The organism is Mycobacterium sp. NGS49 (assembly GCF_059812565.1).
This window is the reverse complement of record NZ_JCALCX010000031.1, coordinates 24,263-39,881: the sequence shown is the minus strand read 5'-3', so window position 1 is coordinate 39,881 and position 15,619 is coordinate 24,263. Positions and strand designations below refer to the sequence as shown.

At 65.7% G+C, this 15,619-nt stretch carries 9 protein-coding genes and 1 pseudogene; 6 read left to right on the top strand and 4 right to left on the bottom strand.

Annotated elements, in window-relative coordinates; translation table 11 throughout:
* Positions 1 to 46 precede the first annotated feature (46 nt).
* Positions 47 to 886 (bottom strand): hypothetical protein, encoded by an 840-nt coding sequence (locus tag AC5Y7D_RS25200; protein WP_499928549.1) that lies wholly within the window; start codon positions 884 to 886, stop codon positions 47 to 49.
* 601 nt (positions 887 to 1,487) lie between these two features.
* On the opposite strand from AC5Y7D_RS25200, the gene AC5Y7D_RS25195 reads away from it, so the two are divergent.
* The 4 genes from AC5Y7D_RS25195 to AC5Y7D_RS25180 all read left to right on the top strand — a co-directional run bounded on the left by AC5Y7D_RS25195 (position 1,488) and on the right by AC5Y7D_RS25180 (position 7,775).
* Positions 1,488 to 3,140, top strand: coding sequence for a PPE family protein (locus AC5Y7D_RS25195; protein WP_499928548.1), 1,653 nt, complete (start codon positions 1,488 to 1,490; stop codon positions 3,138 to 3,140).
* Between the two features lie 494 nt (positions 3,141 to 3,634).
* Positions 3,635 to 4,975: a PPE family protein gene (locus AC5Y7D_RS25190; protein WP_499928547.1), complete on the top strand. Its 1,341-nt coding sequence runs from the start codon at positions 3,635 to 3,637 to the stop codon at positions 4,973 to 4,975.
* Positions 4,976 to 5,517: 542 nt separating this feature from the next.
* Positions 5,518 to 5,826, top strand: a complete 309-nt coding sequence (locus AC5Y7D_RS25185) for a WhiB family transcriptional regulator (RefSeq protein WP_065043238.1) — start codon at positions 5,518 to 5,520, stop codon at positions 5,824 to 5,826.
* Positions 5,827 to 6,005: 179 nt separating this feature from the next.
* Positions 6,006 to 7,775 carry an NAD-binding protein gene (locus AC5Y7D_RS25180; RefSeq protein WP_499928546.1) on the top strand — a complete coding sequence of 590 codons (1,770 nt, stop codon included), beginning with the start codon at positions 6,006 to 6,008 and terminating at the stop codon, positions 7,773 to 7,775.
* Here AC5Y7D_RS25180 and glnA read toward each other — a convergent pair.
* Complete coding sequence (glnA, locus tag AC5Y7D_RS25175) at positions 7,772 to 9,208, bottom strand: type I glutamate--ammonia ligase (RefSeq protein WP_499928545.1); 1,437 nt, start codon at positions 9,206 to 9,208, stop codon at positions 7,772 to 7,774. The genes AC5Y7D_RS25180 and glnA overlap by 4 nt on opposite strands.
* A 191-nt stretch (positions 9,209 to 9,399) precedes the next feature.
* Here glnA and AC5Y7D_RS25170 point away from each other — a divergent pair.
* Positions 9,400 to 9,798, top strand: a pseudogene (locus tag AC5Y7D_RS25170) (superoxide dismutase family protein); the annotation flags it as partial.
* 345 nt (positions 9,799 to 10,143) lie between these two features.
* Here the strand turns inward: AC5Y7D_RS25170 and AC5Y7D_RS25165 are convergent.
* Entirely contained in the window at positions 10,144 to 11,796 is a 1,653-nt protein-coding gene (locus AC5Y7D_RS25165) for an amidohydrolase (RefSeq protein WP_499928544.1), read from the bottom strand.
* Between the two features lie 304 nt (positions 11,797 to 12,100).
* Here AC5Y7D_RS25165 and AC5Y7D_RS25160 point away from each other — a divergent pair, with 304 nt between their 5' ends.
* The gene (locus AC5Y7D_RS25160) at positions 12,101 to 14,305 is read left to right on the top strand and encodes an N-acyl-D-amino-acid deacylase family protein (protein ID WP_499928543.1); all 2,205 of its coding nucleotides are present in this window, start codon (positions 12,101 to 12,103) and stop codon (positions 14,303 to 14,305) included.
* Here AC5Y7D_RS25160 and AC5Y7D_RS25155 read toward each other — a convergent pair.
* Positions 14,302 to 15,516: an Rv1453 family transcriptional regulator gene (locus AC5Y7D_RS25155; RefSeq protein WP_499928542.1), complete on the bottom strand. Its 1,215-nt coding sequence runs from the start codon at positions 15,514 to 15,516 to the stop codon at positions 14,302 to 14,304. The genes AC5Y7D_RS25160 and AC5Y7D_RS25155 overlap by 4 nt on opposite strands.
* Positions 15,517 to 15,619 lie beyond the last annotated feature (103 nt).

Sequence of the window (15,619 nt, the reverse complement as noted above, 5' to 3'; positions counted from 1 at the left end):
CATCCCGGGCTAACTCGCTGAGCGACAATATCGGGCGGACAAGTTTTCAGGCGATACGCCAGGTCCCACCGGCGCGTTGTACTTCACCTGCGCAAATATCCCGAATTTTGAGGAGTTCGGGCAGCCCCTGTGGCGGAACCGTGACGCTTCCGGTATCGATCAGCAAGCAAGCCAGCGCCCAGCGAAGGGGGGTCAGCCCGCGCCGTTCGGCATCCTGAAGTGCCCGTTCCGCGACGGCTCGGGCCCGCTCGACGGCCCCGGCGCTGCACAGCGCGGCGGCCAGCACGACGGCGCTCTTGACGCGGTGCCTCGCCGATCCGCCGGTCATGAGCCGCGCCTTTTCGACCGCTTCCTCGGCGCGGCGCACAGCCGTCGCGCCGTCACCGGATGCCATCGCCAGCTCCGCGCCTACCCAGCCACGGCGCACCCCGAGCCGGTCCGCCGTCAGCGCCGTCAGCCCGGACCCCTCCAATGCGGCGTCCGCGCGGGTCAACAGCGTCGCCGCCGCAGGAAAGCGGCCGACCCCTAGGGCGTCGGCGGCCAGCCCGATCAGCGCGTCGGCCCGGGCCTCGGGGTCGTCGCCCGCCAGCGCGAATGCCCGCCCGTCCCAACCGCGGGCCCGGGTGTGCCAACCCAGTTGGCGCAGAAACGATCCGTGCGTGCTGTGCGCCAGCGACGCAAGTGGGCCGGCGTTGGGCTGCGCACGCAGCGTGGACAGGTCGGCATACGCGCTGGCGTACCGGCCCTGCCCTCCGGCGGCGACGGCACGCAGCCACAGCTGGCGCGCGGTGGTGGCCATGGGCAGCGGCCAATTCCCCGGGCTGTCGCCGAAGGCGGCGTCCTGCAACACCTTCTCCAAGTCAGCCGGGTGTGGAGCTTCGCTCACGCTGATGGTTCGCCCCTTGCCCGATCTCCGCGACCTGGTCGATGCTTCGGCAAATCGCCGGTCGAAAGATTACGGCACGTCTCCCTGGAGAACTTGAGGACAGGGGTCATCGGGCCTGAAGTCATGCGACCGAATGAATTTATCGTAGGGCTATTTCGGGCACCGGAATAACGGGGCGAAACTTCGTCAGCCACTGTCGCGAGGACATCCGCTACAAGTTACCCACGCAATTTGAATTCATCCCTGCGTCCTGACCCGGCGATTTCGGGCGTTCGCCGCTTTAGCGCGGCGGGTGGCGGGCGACGCCATGCCGAGCGGCAGCGCACCTCCGGCCTGCCGTGCATTCGCAATAGGCGAATCGTATTCGAATGTGTGCCCGCATTCGGCAAAAAAAGGGGGCTGACATTCGTGGCGCTCGCCATTATGTTTACTACTGCCGTGATTGCTGTGTGCGAAATAGTCGATAGTCGCCCAGTTCGATGCGCATGTTCTGCGGTGAGTTTCGCCCGGTGGTCGGTGGCAGCGGGTCTGTGAGGTAATCCCGAGGCCGTCACCGCGACGGCGGCAAGGCCGGCGGGCCGGCCAGGAAGGACTGGGTGCAATGAGCTTCTTGATGTCCTCACCGGAGGTCAATTCAGCGCAAATGTACGCCGGTGCGGGATCCGGACCGATGCTGGCCGCGGCCGCAGCATGGGACGGGCTGGCCGAAGAACTGGGCGCGGCGGCGCGTTCGTTTTCATCGCTGATCTCGGACCTGGCGGCTTCGGCTTGGCAGGGCCCGGCGGCGATCGCCATGACCGCCGTAGCCGGGTCGTACGGGCGATGGCTCGACCAGGCAGCCACCCAGGCGGGCGGGGCGGCGACCGGAGCCCAAGCGGTGGCGACCGTCTACGAAGCGGCGCGGGCCGCCGTGGTACACCCCATCGCGGTCGCCATCAACCGCGACCGGTTGGTGTCACTGGCTTTGACCAACATCTTCGGGCTCAATGCTCCGGCGATCGCCGCCAATGAGGGTGAGTACGAAGAAATGTGGGCGAAGGACGTCGCCGCTATGGTGGCCTACCACGGCGGCGCCAGTGCGATCGCTCAACAGCTCCCACCATGGCAAAACGCGCTCACCGGCCTGTCGGGGCAGATGGCCGCCGTAACAGCGAGCGGAGCCACCGCGTTGCCGCCGGCGCCGGCCGCCACTGCAGTCGAGTACGGGTTGATCGCCGCACTGGTGTCCTCGCGGCTCACTGGCGGCCTTCGCATCATGGCTTCCCTGGATACGCCGTTGGCCGTCGCGAGGGATCGGCTGACCCAACTGGCGTCGCAACTGCGCTCCGGACCAGTGCTGATCACCCAGGCGGCAGCGCAGCTGTCCGCCGTCGCCGCCAATCCCGCGCTGCTCACCGAAGCCGCTTCACGTCTGTCCGCCGTTGCGGTCGACCCGACGGTCCTCACCCGTGCGGCAGCGCAGCTGTCTGCCGTTGCCGCCGGTCCCACGTTGCTTGCCGCGGTAGCGGGCGACCAGACTTTCCTCACGCAGGCGGCGTCACAACTGTCCGCGGTGGCGGCCAACCCGGCACTTCTCACCGCGTTCGCCGACTCCGAACTGCTCGCCCGGGCAGCCACCCAACTGTCTACCGTCGCCGCCAGCCCCATCCTGCTGACTCAGGCCGCCGCCCAACTGTCCGCCGTCGCCGCCAACCCCGTCCTGCTGACTCAGGCCGCCGCCCAACTGTCAGCGGTCGCGGCCAACCCGGCGCTGCTCGCCACGGTCGTCGACCCGACCCTGCTTACGCAGGCGGCAACGCAGCTGTCCGCCGTTGCGACCGATCCCAGCCTGCTCACCCAGACGGCCACGCGACTGTCCGCCGTCGCAGCCGATCCCAGTCTGCTCGCCGAGGCGGCCACCCAACTGTCCGTTATCGCGGCCAATCCCGCGTTGCTCACCCGGACCGTCCAACAACTCAGCACCGCCGTGGCCACCGCACCCATCACCCTGGCCGACAGCGCCGCACGACTCAGCACCGCCGTGGCCACCGCACCCATCACCCTGGCCGACAGCGCCGCCCAACTCAGCACCGCCGTCGCCACCGCACCCATCACCCTGGCCGACAGCGCCGCCCAACTCAGCACCGCCGTCGCCACCACACCCATCACCCTGGCCGACAGCGCCGCCCAACTCAGCACCGCCGTCGCCACCACACCCATCACGATTGTCGACACCGACGCGGCCTGGGTCTCCCAGCCGGCGCTGCATCTCTGAATTGCGGAGAAGCAAGGAGAAGTACCGATCGCGGATGATATAGACAATCCGGGCCGAGAATGGTATGGCACCAAGGCCACCACAAATCCCGGCGCGATCACCGGAACCGGCGCATGCCCGCACCGCAAGGACGCAAGAAATGGGTTCGCCACAGCCGGCCCACGCCACGTCATCACGTGACGGTTCGTCTCCACCTGGTTTTCTCGCAGAATTTGCGCGAATTGCCTGACATTTGGGCGCGATTGCCATTATGTTTTCCTCTGTCACGATTCTCGAGCTTCGGCTTCATCGCCAGGTGCTTCCGTCGAAAGAACGTGGTGCGAATGGTGGCGGACCGAGCGGGAATGGCGACGACCTCGGGTACGTGGCGGGCGACCACCATGAATCCGGCGCCGTTGGAGGCGGCGGCAACAGCGGGGGCGAACAAGTAAATCCTCGGGGCCGTCATTCGGGTGGCGGTCAGGCCGGGAAGGCCGGCCAGGAAGGAATCTGCAATGAGTTTCCTGCTGTCGTCGCCAGAGGTTACGTCGGCGCGCATGTACGCCGGCGCAGGATCGGGACCGATGTTGGCCGCCGCCGCGGCCTGGGACGGCCTGGCCGAAGAGTTGAGTGTGGCGGCCAGCTCGTTTTCCTCGCTTGTCTCCGACCTTGCGACTTCGGCCTGGCAGGGGCCGGCAGCACGCGCGATGACCGCAGTAGCCGGAACCTACGCGCAGTGGCTCGGCGGCGCGGCCACCCAGGCAGGCGGCGCAGCCACGGGGGCCAAGGCAGTAGCGACCGTCTACGAGGAGGCCCGGGCCGCCGTCGTACACCCCGTCGAGATTGCGATCAACCGCAACCGGGTGGTCTCACTGGCGCTCAGCAACATCTTCGGCCTCAACGCACCGGCGATCGCGGCCGAGGAGTTCGAATACGAAGTGATGTGGGCCAAGGACATCGCCGCCATGGTCGGCTATCACGGCGGCGCCAGCGCGATCGCCGAGCAACTGGTGCCGTGGCAAAGCGCGCTGAAAGCGCTGCCGGGCCAGGTTGCCGCTGCTGCCGGAATCGGCGCCGCGCCGTTGCCGCCCGCGCCGGCCGCCACGGCCATTGAATACGGGCTGATCGCCGGCTTCATAGGGATAACCGCCGCCACCCTGGAACCGGGGGTCAGGGCGGCGACGTCGGCTGCGGCCGCGCTGGGAACGAGGGTGGATGTAGTCCTTGCCCCGGTGACCAGAGCAATCATCGAGACGCCTATCGGAGCGGCCGTAGCAGCGGCGGGTGCGTCTGCGACCAGAGCGGTGACAACTGCTGTGGCAGCGGCGGCAGTAAGCGCCGACGCGGTCGTGGCTGGCGCGGATACCGCCATCGCACCGGTGGCCAGGGCAATTGCCGAGTCTCCGTTGGCGGCCGCGGCCAACGCCGCCATCGCGCCGGTCGCCGCCCAGGTCGCGGGCACGGTGAACAATGTCGCCGCCACTGTGACCGGACAATCGCCGGCCCTGCAGCTCTTCCAACAAGCAATTGCGACGCAGATCAGTCAGCTCGGCCTGAGCCCGGCGTTGCTATCCAGCTTGCTTACGGGTGCGTTGGCCGATCCGGCGCAGCTCAACCTGGTCGTGTCCCTGCTGACCAGCAATCCCGCGCTGGTTACCGGGGCATTCGACTTGCTGGCCAGCAACCCGCAGCTGGTATTGAGCCTGGTCGACCAGGTGCAGAGCAATCCCGCTCTGGCGTCCCAGCTGATTGGGGCGTTCACGCAACTGGAGGCAACCAATCCGGCACTGGCGGCCCAATTGAGAGCTTTGGCCCTTCAGTTGGCGGGTCAGCTGGGAATCGGCCAGCCGGCCTGAGCCGGAGCCGGCTCGGCAAACTGCGACCGCTCTGCGCCCGGCACCGGCCGGCGCGGAGTGGCTGCAGCATGCCCGGCGTAGGCCGCCGTGCCTCTAGAGTTACCGCCGGTAGTCCCGACCCCTGCGCCCGGCAATCGCGCAACTTTTGGTGTTTGGCGACTTTCAATCACCGTGATAACTGCGGTTCATTAGTAAAAAGTTTGTGCGTTCTGCGTTACCGACATATTACCTACGGGCCGGGTGGCGCTAATTGCGGCCTGTCGACACAATGGCTCTGAGCTGGTGTTTTACCGTCGCGATCGCAGGCGGTTAGCACACCTAGCCTTCACCAATAGCGTCACAGATGAACGTGGAGTTAATTCTGGTACAACGGGGCAGTTTTTCACCACACCTGGCGCCTATTGACTGAATTTCGATAGCCCACCTAGCGTCTAACGTGTTCGGTGTAGTCATCGGTGACGCCACTGCCATTCAGTTTGCACAACTCGCCTCGTTAGCGAGCCTGCCCGCCTCAGGTGTGCCCTGCAGAGAGGGAATCAGCAATGCCACAGCCGGAACAGCTACCTGGACCCAACGCCGACATCTGGAACTGGCAGTTACAGGGGTTGTGCCGCGGTGTCGACTCGTCGATGTTCTTCCATCCCGACGGTGAGCGCGGCCGTGCGCGCATGCAGCGCGAACAGCGCGCCAAGGAGATGTGCCGGCGCTGCCCGGTGATCGATGAGTGCCGCACCCACGCGCTGGACGTGGGCGAACCCTACGGGGTGTGGGGCGGCCTGTCGGAGTCCGAACGCGACATGCTGCTCAAGGGCTCGATCGGACGCAACCGCGGGATCCGGCGCTCGGCCTGATTGCTGCAAGACGACGCAGGCCCGGGTGAAGTACCCCGGGCCTGTGTTCTTCGATCGGCACATCCGACGCCGTGGCCGATAGTCACAGGAACTACCCGGGAGTGGATGTACGAATGCCGAAAATCACCAAGCCAGCGTCGAAATCGCCTGGTACCGAACGACCGTAACGACCGCACCAGATGGGCGAGGTTTTCCAGTTTCACCGTGAGATCATCGTCAGTGGTGACGACCCGCTGTCGAGGACGATCGCCGAGGAACTCCGGGGCGCGGGTGCGCGGATCATCAAAATCAACAGTGCCGCCGACCTTCGTGCCGCTGGTGTACACCGTGCCCGCGCCGTGGTCTGCGCCGGGCCCAACGATGCCGTGAACCTCGAAATCGCGTTGTTGGCGCGGGAATTCAGTCCGAGCATACGTGTGGTTGCCCGCCTGACCAACGAGGTGTTGCGCCGGGGCGTGGCCGCCGTCAACGGTCCTGGCGCGATCCTGGACCTCGCCGATCTCGCCACCCCATCCATAGTCGAGGCGGTACTGTCCCGCAACGCGCACCAATTCGAAGCTGCCGGTATCGATTTCGTCGTCTGGGGATCCGAGGCGCCTCAACACGGGACGCTGCGCGAAATCCATGCCGACCTGGCGCCGGTCGCGGTGGTGCACGGCAAGAACTCTCCTGTCCCCGGCGAGGTGGTGGCGTGCCCGGGACGTGATCAACGGGTCTACGCCGGGGACTGGACGTCCATGATCGGCGTCAAAGACGAATTGGAGGCCCGCGGCATCACCGTGCCGCCGCCGACGGCGACGCGATCGCGTCATTCCCGGATGCGGCGCGCCATCGATGCGGCCCGTGCCATGCGCGACGACCTCAACCCGATGGTGTATCCCTCGCTCGTGTTCACGCTGCTGCTGACGCTCGGCTCGACCGTGGCGGTGCGTCTTGGGCACCACAACCCGGAACTGTCGTGGCTCGACGCCTTGTACTTCGCCTCCGAGACCATCACCACGGTGGGCTATGGCGACTTCAATTTCGCCTATCAATCGCCTTTCCTGCGGCTGTTCGCGGTCGGGTTGATGTTCGGCGGAGTGATCATCACCGCAATCCTCACCGCGTTCCTGGCTGATCTGCTGCTGTCCCGCCGGTTCGTCCAGACGACCGGGCGGCTGCGGGCACGCCACATGCGCGGCCACATCGTCGTGGTGGGCCTGGGTTCCATCGGCGTCCGGGTCGTCACCGATCTGACCGCCGCCGGTTACGACGTCCTGGTCATCGAACAGAACGAGAACAATCCTTTTCTGCAGACCGTGGCCGAACTGGACGTGCCGGTCATCTTCGGTGATTCGACGATGCGTCAGACGCTGGAATCGGCCCGTGTCGAGCACGCCCGCGGGGTAGCGGTGGTGACCAGAGACGACATGGAGAACATCGAGACCGGCATCGTGCTGCTCGAGATTCTCGGAAGCGACACGAAGGTGCCGATCGTCATGCGGGTGCAGGGACGCGCACTGGGCACTGCGATCAACCGGCGGTTCGGCTTTGAAAACGTCCGCTCAATCGTGGACCTGGCTGCTCCCTGGTTCATCGGCGCGGCAATGGGTCTGCAGGTGCTGGGCACATTCTGGGTCGGTCAACGCTCCTTCATGGTGGGAGGGATGCTGGTGGCGGCGGGTAGCGAGCTGGATGGGTTGATGATGTTGGAACTGTCCACCCAGACTCGGGTCATCGCGATCATCCGACCGGAAGGTCCGATCAGATTGCGGCCCCGCCGCGACGCCCGGCTGAGGGCCGGCGACACCGTCTACCTCGTCGGCCCCTACCGCGAACTCATCGCGACGCTGCGCAAGGGCCAGCCGCCACCGCTGACAGCGATCAACGGCGAGCGCACGACGACGCTCGCGGCCGCGCGCCGGCCCGATGTCCGCCCGCCCAGGTGGGCACAGGAGGCCGAGATCTAGACGTCGTAGTACAACGCGAACTCGAATGCGGTGGGCCGCAGGTTGAATGGCGCCAGCTCGTAATCGCGCTTGTAGTTGATCCAGGTCCCGATCAGGTCGGGGGTGAAAACGCCTCCCTCGGTGAGGTATTCGCTGTCTTCCTCCAAGCGGTCGATCACCGCGGAGAGCTGAGTCGGCGCCTGTGCGATGTCCGCGGCCTCTTCGGGCGGCAGATCGTAGAGGTCCTTGTCGATCGGCGGGGGCGGTTCGATCTTGTTCCTGATGCCGTCCAATCCGGCCATCAGCATGGCGGCGAACGACAGGTAGGGATTGCCGGACGCGTCCGGGCAGCGAAACTCCAGCCGTTTGGCCTTCGGGTTGTTGCCGGTGATCGGGATGCGCACGCACGCCGAGCGGTTGCGCTGGCTGTAGACCAGGTTGATGGGCGCCTCGTAGCCGGGCACCAGGCGCTTGTAGGAGTTGATGGTGGGGTTGGTGAACGCCAGCAATGATGGCGCGTGGTACAGCAATCCGCCGATGTAGTGACGGGCGGTGTCGGACAGACCGGCGTATCCCTCCTCCTCGTACATCAGCGGGATGCCGCCCTTCCACAGCGACTGGTGGCAGTGCATCCCGGAGCCGTTGTCACCGAACAGCGGTTTAGGCATGAAGGTCACGGTCTTGCCCGCCTGCCATGCCGTTTGCTTGACGATGTACTTGAACATCTGATGGTCGTCGGCCGCGTGCAGCAAGGTGTTGAACCGGTAGTTGATCTCCGCCTGGCCGCCGCTGCCCACCTCGTGGTGACCCTTCTCCAGGTCGAAGCCGGCGTTGGTCAGGTGGGTGAGCATCTCGTCACGCAGGTCGACGTAGTGGTCGGTGGGCGCAACCGGGAAATACCCGCCCTTGGGGCGGACCTTGTAACCGAGGTTGGGGCTGCCGTCGGGTTCCGTCTCGGCCCCCGTATTCCACCACCCCGATGTCGCGTCCACTTTGTAGAAGGCGCCGTCGATGCGCGAGTCGAAACTCACCGAGTCGAAGATGTAGAACTCCGCTTCGGGCCCGAAATAGGCGGTGTCGGCGATGCCGGAACTGATCAGGTAATTCTCGGCCTTGCGGGCGACATTGCGCGGATCGCGCGAGTAAGGCTCCAGAGTGAACGGGTCGTGCACATGGAAGTTCACGTTCAGCGTCGGGGCCCTGCGGAACGGGTCGACGGTTGCGGTCTCCGGGTCCGGGAGCAGCAGCATGTCGGACTCGTGGATCGACTGGAATCCCCGGATCGACGAGCCGTCGAAGGCCAGTCCCTCCTCGAACACATTCTCGTCGAAGGCGTAGACCGGAATCGTGAAGTGCTGCATGGTGCCCGGCAGGTCGCAGAAGCGGACATCGACATATTCGATGTTCTTGTCCCTGGCCAGTTTGAAGATGTCGTCGGGCGTCTTTTCGGACACGGGCTGCTCCTTTTTCGGCAACACGCTGTTGGGCGCCCCCCAATTGAGGCACGCCGTGCCGCACGCCGCATCCGGAAAGTTTCGCCCCGGATACTCCGGGGTAGGCACGCCTGATGAAAAAGGGCATCACCTCGCGGTCGCGGTGCTGACCACGGCCGTCGCGCCGTTGGCCGCCTGCTCGAATCAGGGCGGTGACTCGGGATCCACCTCGTGTCGGGCGGGCAGAGCGGCGCGGAAAATATGAGCACCCAGCTGAAAGGCACCGACGGCAGCCAAATCGCCACGGCCAACTTCGATTTCGGAAACGGCTACGCGACGGTCACCGTGGAGGCCGGCCCAAATGCGGCGCTGATCCCCGGTTTCCACGGGCTCGCGGTCACTCCGTGGGCAGTTGTGAGCCCGGCGCTTTCGAGTCCGCGGGAGGCGTCTACCAGGCGTCCGGCCATACCGGCTATCCCGCCAACGGGCAGCTGGCCGCATTGCAGGTCCGGCCCGACGGCTCGGCGAAACTGGTCACCACCACCGGTGGGTTCACCGCCGCTGACCTTCGGAACAGCTCCGGTACCTCGCTGGTGATCTCCGCCGACCCCGGCGACCTTGGCCAGGGTGCCACGGAAGAGGCCGGGAAGCGGGTCGCGTGCGGCGTCATCGCGGCGGCGTCCGCGACGACGTCCTCGTCGACCACGTCGACCACGTCGACCACGTCGAAGACGTCTGCCACTTCGACGACAACCAGCGCCAGTACGGCCACCAGCACCACCGTGACGGTCACCGGCACCCCGACCACGACGTCCACGGCGCCCAAGACGGTGACCACTCCGCCCGGTGGATTGAACGCCCTAGGCCGGCGTATGCAAACCGCGCTCGTCACGCTGGGGCTGGCGCTGTTGCCGTTCGGCCTGCTGAGCCCGGCCAGCTACCGTGGCGCCGCCAGCTCACACCGCCACGGTGGCCCTCCGATAGATCGTGTGCCCCTCCTTGATTGTCTCGACGACCTTGATGTCTTTGATTCGCATCGGGTCCACGGTGAGCGGGTCGCTGTCCAGGATGACCAGATCGGCCAGTTTGCCAACCTCGATCGAGCCCTTGGACTGCTCCTCGCCGTACTGATACGCGGCATTGATGGTGATCGCTTTCAACGCCTCGAGCGGAGTGACGCGCTGATCGGCACCGATGACCTCGCCGCCACGCGACACTCGATTGACGGCCGTCCACATCACGAACATCTGGTCCAGGGGTGAGACGTTGAAGTCGGTGTGGTTGGTCGGACGCAACCCCTTATCGATGGCGGCCCGCATCGGGCTCAGGAAATGGGCCTGCTCCGCGCCGCGCAGCCGGACGTGAGTGTCGCCGAAGTAGAAGGCATGCTCGGTGAACAGCGAGGGAATCAGCTTGTACTCGACGTATTTGTCGAGCTGGTCGCGGCGCACGAACTGGGAATGAATGACCGTGGTATGGCGGTCTTTTCCGAGATCGCCGGCGGCGGCATATTCATGCGCCCCCAGCAGCACGTCAATCGCGGCGTCGCCGTTGGCATGAATGTTCAGCGGCAGGCCGAGGTCGTAGACACGTTTGAACCATGAGTTGACAGTCTCTTGTGGAAAGCCGAGCTCGCCGGTCCAGTTCGTCTCTCCGTCGGGTCCGTCGACCAGGTAGGGGGTGGTGAAATAGGCCGTCCGACCCTGCGGCGAACCATCGAGGGTGATCTTCACCCCACCCAGCTTGACGCGGTTGTGGTAGGTCCCGAACGTCCCGGGGGGGTTGTCGCGCAGCACCTCGTCAAGTTCCAGGATGAAGGGGTAGGCGACGACGTCGATGAGGGTGGCGCCACCGGCGGCCGCCCGCTGCAGCAAGGCGACGTCGGACGCGTGGGTCAAGCCCTCTTGGGCGGTGGTGATACCAGCTGCCGCATAAAGCTTTTGGCCTGCGATGCTCCACTCGACCTCTTGCTCCCGCGTGGGCTTGGGAAGCGCACCGAAGATCGGCAGGAACGCGGTCTCCATCACCAGCCCGTCGGGTTCGTTCGACCCTTCCTGGCGAACGATGACGCCGCCGGGCGGGGTCACCGTGCTTGCCGAGATCCCGAACATTCTCAGCGCCGCGGAATTGAGCACCGCCCCGTGCAGCGAGACGTGACCGACCAGCACCGGGTTGTCCGGGAAGTCCCGGTCCAGGTCTTCGCGGTGCAGCGTGCGGTTGTCGGACAGGGCCGTCTCGTCGTAGCCGTAGCCGATGATCAGCTCGCCGTGACCGATGTTGCGCGCGTCGCGGAAGCTTCTCAGCGCCTCGAGGATGGCGTCGACATCTGCACCCGGACCGGCCGGCGGCGCGAACAAGTTGACCTGGTTGGCTACCGTGAGCGCATTGAGGTAGTGGCTATGCGGGTCCAGAAAGCCCGGCAACAAAGCCATTCCGTCAAGATCAACCCAGCGCGTCCGCGGGCCGCGGTGCCGGGCCTCGACGTCGTCGCGAGGCCCGACCGCGACGATGCGGCCATCCTTCACGGCAACGGCTTCAGCCGTGGGTTGCGCGTCGTCGACGGTGACGATGTGGCCGTTGGTGTAGATGGCATCAGCGGCGCCGGTCATGGTGACCTCCTCGGGATCGAAAAGTCATGTTAATTCGGTGCCCGGCGAATGCACCGATCACTCGGTCGCGGCCGGGCAGGATAGCGCAAATACTTTGTCGTGCAATGGGTTAACCGATCATGGCTGATCGGGCAATCGGGGGATCGCCACTAGGCTAGCCGCTCAACGCGGGTCGCGGATGCACATTTTTGCACCATTCTTCGATAGAAGTAGGACTTTTTCGCCCTTGGGCCGCGGTGTCGCGGTCTCGAAGATGGGCAACATGTCACCACGTCGCGCCGAGCGAGCCGAAGGGGATCAGGCCATGAACACCACAGCTTCCGCCGGCACACGGGGCGGGCGAGTCTTGATCTCGAGAGGGCTGGTTTTCGACGGTAGCGGCGGGCCCGGGGCGATCCAGGACATCGCCATTGCCGACGGGGTGGTGATCGCCATGTCCCGGCGACCGCTGGATCCCACGGATTTCGACGAGGTGATCGACGCCGACAAGAAATGGGTCACGCCAGGTTTCTTGGAGATTCATTCCCACTACGACGCTGAAATCGTGACCTCCCCCGGGCTACCGGAGTCGGTGCGGCACGGGGTGACCACGGTGGTCACCGGGAACTGTTCGCTGAGCATGGTGACCGTGGAGGCCGACGATGCAGCGGACCTGTTCGCTCGGGTAGAGGCCATCCCGCATTCGGGCATCACGGCGATCCTGCGAAAGGACAAGTCCTGGAGCACACCCCGCGAGTACCGGCGGTGGCTCCAACAGCAGCCGTTGGGCCCCAACGTCGCGGCCATGTTGGGTCACAGCGATCTGCGGGTCGGCGTGCTGGGCCTGAAGACTGCGACCGACAAGCACTTCCGGCCCAGCGTGTCCCAACTGGCGACGATGGAACGCATTCTGGACGACGCGCTCGACGAGGGTTTCCTGGGATTGTCGACGATGACCACACGGCGTGACAAGCTGGCCGGCGACCGGGCCTGGGCACAGCCCTTGCCCTCGACGTTCGCGAGGTGGCGCGAGTACCGGCGCCTGCACAAGCGGTTGCGCCGGCGGGCCCGGGTCCTGCAGAGCGCCCCCAACGCCGAGACGCAGGTCAACGTGTTCGCGTTCGCGCTGACCTCGGCCGGCATCGGCCGGCGCCCGCTACGTACCAGCCTGCTCACTGCGCTGGATTTCAAGTCCAACCCGATGCTGCATCGGGTGGCGCGCCTGCTGGCGTATCTGACGAACCGAGTACTCAAGGGCAACTTGCGATTTCAGGCACTACCCGGCCCGATGACGATTTATGTCGACGGGGTGGACTTCGCGGCCTTCGAAGAGTTCGGCAGTGGCGTCACACTGCGCAACCTACGCACCGCCGACGACCAGTACGCGCTGCTGAGCGACCCCGACTTCCGGTCCCGGTTCATCAAGGACATGGGCGGATTCATGATGAACGGACTGTGGAACCGGCGCTTCGACGACGCGGTGATCATCGACTGCCCCGATTCGCAATTGGTCGGCCGCACCTTTGAAGACCTGAGCCGGGATCGTGGGCAACACCCCGCCGAGGTGTTCCTGGATCTGGCCGCCACCTGGCGCGACAAGTTGCGTTGGTACACCGTGGTGGGTAATCACCGCCCCGACATCGTGCTCGACCTGCTGGCCAGCCCCGGCACCCACATCGGCTTCGCCGATTCCGGGGCGCATCTGCGCAGCCTGGCGAACTACAACTTCGGGTTGCGCGCCCTGACCATGGCCAAATGGGCAGAGCAATCGGCACGCCCGAAGATCACCGTGGCCGAGATGGTGCGCAAGTTGACCTCGGATCTGGCTGATTGGTGGGGCATCGAGGCCGGCCGGCTAAGCGTCGGCGCCCGCGCCGACGTCGTCGTGATCAACCCGGACGGGCTGACCGACCGCGTCTTCGAGATCACCGAAGCACCCGCGCCCGACGCTTTCGGACTCGACCGCGTGGTCAACCGCAACGACGACGCCGTACACGCCGTACTCGTCAACGGCCGCAAGGCCTACACCCAAGAACATGGCTACGCGGCCGACCTCGGCCAATCTCGTTGTTATGGACAGTTTTTGCCGTCCACCCACACCGACCACCGCCCAGTGACAAAGGAGGCTGCGATGAAAACCTACCTACGGCGCGGTGCCGCGATCACCACGTTGGCTTCAATACTGGCATTCTTGCCGGTGATCGGACTCGGCGCGCCGGCGATCGGCCGGACCGATGACAATTGCCCCATCGGCTGGACCTGGAACCCCGTGTCGCAACGCTGTGAGATTGATCTGATGTCTGGACCCACGACTCCCACACCTATCGGGCCCCCGCCGCCAGGGAGACCAGGCGGAGAGTTTGGACCAGGCGGACTGTTCGGAGTCGGCGGACCGGGTGGTCCTATGCTGCCCGGTGAACCGTTCATACCCGGTGTGCCCCAAACCGGAATCTCCGGCACCCCCGGTGGAATGGGTGGCCCGGGGGGAATGGGCGGCCCAAGCGGGATGGGCGGTATGGGGCGACCTTAGACATCGGTAGGTTTGCCACGCCATTGCAGGGCCTCGAGCGCGACGGCGACGTGCACGCTGCTGTCCTCGAGCGGTCGGGGCAGGAGTTGCTGAGCACGCTCAAGTCGGCGCAGCAGCGTGTTGCGGTGTGCGTAGAGGAGTTTGGTGGTGCGCCCGATGCTGCACTGCGCGCTGACGTATGTCAGCACGGTCTTGTGCAGTTCGGGGCTGGCCGACTCGAAGTCGCCCAAGGTGTTCTTGATGAAATCGTCGGCAGCTTCCGGGTTCTGCGTGATCAAGGCGATCAGCTGGACGTCAGCGAAAAACGCAACCCGCTGCTGGGAATGCAGCACGGCCACCATCCGCTGCGTGGTCAGCGCCTCGAGGTGGCTGCGCCGGAACCCTTCGACTCCTTTGGCTTCGGTCCCGATCGCGATTCGTACTCCCGGGGTGCGCCCGACGGCCTGGTGAACCCGCTCGACGTCGAGGGTGGCGTCGGGCACCCACACCCAACGGGTGGCGGCGCTGGCGATCACCGTCAGCGGCCGCGCGAATCCAGCGGCGTGGCCGAACGCTTCGGCGACTCGGTCGAGCTGGCTGAAGTCACCGTCGGGATCGTCGCTCCAGATGACGGCGCCGGTGTGGACGCGGTTGAGGGCGTAGCCCAGTCGCGCCTCGGCGCGCTGGCGGCTGATCAGCGCGCCGTCGAGGATCAGCGCGGTGACTTCACGGCGTTCGGCGTGGGTACCGCGAGTCAGTTCCTCGCGTTCCTGCCGCATCTGGTCAGCGATGCCGGCCGACGTCGCATCAATGAAGTCGCTGATTGAGCGGAACGACACCTCGAACAGCTCGCGGAGCTCGTCCGGGTCGGAGGTGAGCGCAAACGCGATCTCCATCCACAGCTGCCAGCCCACGCGCTGTGCGGGGCGGAAGGTGAACGGCTCGAGGCCGCGGCGTGCCATGTCGCGCGCGATGCTCAGCGGCTCCGGGCCGAGATTCGCCGGCACCGGAGCGCCAGGGTTACTCACATTGGCCGCGGCCCAGTGCATCAGGCTGGATCGGATACTGCGGCGGGTGGCCTCCGCCAGCACCGGGTCTTCACCCACCGCCGGGTTGGACTCCATGGATGCCATATCGAATTTGTGCAGCCATTCCTTGGGGGCGTCCAGAACCATTCGCGCGCCCTGCCGGATCAGCTCACATACCTGCGGGGACGGACGTTGCCACACCATCCGCCCACGATATCTGCGCTGCACGTTCTTGCACCATTTATCGCCCAGATTGGGTGATTTTCGACCTTGGGCCGCGCTGCTGTGGTCTCGATCATAGAAAGCG

Excerpts from the sequence above, each read along its gene's own strand:
- AC5Y7D_RS25195 (WP_499928548.1), top strand. The coding sequence starts at position 1,488 with ATGAGCTTCTTGATGTCCTCACCGGAGGTCAATTCAGCGCAAATGTAC.
- AC5Y7D_RS25190 (WP_499928547.1), top strand. The coding sequence starts at position 3,635 with ATGAGTTTCCTGCTGTCGTCGCCAGAGGTTACGTCGGCGCGCATGTAC.
- AC5Y7D_RS25185 (WP_065043238.1), top strand. The coding sequence starts at position 5,518 with ATGCCACAGCCGGAACAGCTACCTGGACCCAACGCCGACATCTGGAAC.
- AC5Y7D_RS25180 (WP_499928546.1), top strand. The coding sequence starts at position 6,006 with ATGGGCGAGGTTTTCCAGTTTCACCGTGAGATCATCGTCAGTGGTGAC.
- AC5Y7D_RS25165 (WP_499928544.1), bottom strand. The coding sequence starts at position 11,796 with ATGACCGGCGCCGCTGATGCCATCTACACCAACGGCCACATCGTCACC.
- AC5Y7D_RS25160 (WP_499928543.1), top strand. The coding sequence starts at position 12,101 with ATGAACACCACAGCTTCCGCCGGCACACGGGGCGGGCGAGTCTTGATC.
- AC5Y7D_RS25155 (WP_499928542.1), bottom strand. The coding sequence starts at position 15,516 with ATGGTGTGGCAACGTCCGTCCCCGCAGGTATGTGAGCTGATCCGGCAG.